Origin of the sequence: Vibrio sp. 10N.286.51.B11, from assembly GCF_041469245.1 — a bacterium.
Lineage (GTDB): Bacteria > Pseudomonadota > Gammaproteobacteria > Enterobacterales > Vibrionaceae > Vibrio > Vibrio crassostreae_C.
This window is the reverse complement of the sequence record NZ_JBFRKI010000036.1, coordinates 1-1,603: the sequence shown is the minus strand read 5'-3', so window position 1 is coordinate 1,603 and position 1,603 is coordinate 1. Positions and strand designations below refer to the sequence as shown.

Sequence of the window (1,603 nt, the reverse complement as noted above, 5' to 3'; positions counted from 1 at the left end):
TAGTTTTGAAGTCAGTATTCGTTGAGTCACAAAATCTTAAATTGAAGAGTTTGATCATGGCTCAGATTGAACGCTGGCGGCAGGCCTAACACATGCAAGTCGAGCGGAAACGACACTAACAATCCTTCGGGTGCGTTAATGGGCGTCGAGCGGCGGACGGGTGAGTAATGCCTAGGAAATTGCCTTGATGTGGGGGATAACCATTGGAAACGATGGCTAATACCGCATAATGCCTACGGGCCAAAGAGGGGGACCTTCGGGCCTCTCGCGTCAAGATATGCCTAGGTGGGATTAGCTAGTTGGTGAGGTAATGGCTCACCAAGGCGACGATCCCTAGCTGGTCTGAGAGGATGATCAGCCACACTGGAACTGAGACACGGTCCAGACTCCTACGGGAGGCAGCAGTGGGGAATATTGCACAATGGGCGAAAGCCTGATGCAGCCATGCCGCGTGTATGAAGAAGGCCTTCGGGTTGTAAAGTACTTTCAGTTGTGAGGAAGGGGGTAGTGTTAATAGCGCTATCTCTTGACGTTAGCAACAGAAGAAGCACCGGCTAACTCCGTGCCAGCAGCCGCGGTAATACGGAGGGTGCGAGCGTTAATCGGAATTACTGGGCGTAAAGCGCATGCAGGTGGTTCATTAAGTCAGATGTGAAAGCCCGGGGCTCAACCTCGGAACTGCATTTGAAACTGGTGAACTAGAGTACTGTAGAGGGGGGTAGAATTTCAGGTGTAGCGGTGAAATGCGTAGAGATCTGAAGGAATACCAGTGGCGAAGGCGGCCCCCTGGACAGATACTGACACTCAGATGCGAAAGCGTGGGGAGCAAACAGGATTAGATACCCTGGTAGTCCACGCCGTAAACGATGTCTACTTGGAGGTTGTGGCCTTGAGCCGTGGCTTTCGGAGCTAACGCGTTAAGTAGACCGCCTGGGGAGTACGGTCGCAAGATTAAAACTCAAATGAATTGACGGGGGCCCGCACAAGCGGTGGAGCATGTGGTTTAATTCGATGCAACGCGAAGAACCTTACCTACTCTTGACATCCAGAGAAGCCAGCGGAGACGCAGGTGTGCCTTCGGGAACTCTGAGACAGGTGCTGCATGGCTGTCGTCAGCTCGTGTTGTGAAATGTTGGGTTAAGTCCCGCAACGAGCGCAACCCTTATCCTTGTTTGCCAGCGAGTAATGTCGGGAACTCCAGGGAGACTGCCGGTGATAAACCGGAGGAAGGTGGGGACGACGTCAAGTCATCATGGCCCTTACGAGTAGGGCTACACACGTGCTACAATGGCGCATACAGAGGGCAGCAAGCTAGCGATAGTGAGCGAATCCCAAAAAGTGCGTCGTAGTCCGGATTGGAGTCTGCAACTCGACTCCATGAAGTCGGAATCGCTAGTAATCGTGAATCAGAATGTCACGGTGAATACGTTCCCGGGCCTTGTACACACCGCCCGTCACACCATGGGAGTGGGCTGCAAAAGAAGTGGGTAGTTTAACCTTTCGGGGAGGACGCTCACCACTTTGTGGTTCATGACTGGGGTGAAGTCGTAACAAGGTAGCCCTAGGGGAACCTGGGGCTGGATCACCTCCTTATACGAAGATA

Annotated in this window: 1 rRNA gene; it reads left to right on the top strand. The window is 52.8% G+C overall.

The features are described 5' to 3' along the window. Positions 1-38: 38 nt before the first annotated feature. Positions 39-1,593, top strand: a 16S ribosomal RNA gene (locus AB4154_RS17325). Positions 1,594-1,603 lie beyond the last annotated feature (10 nt).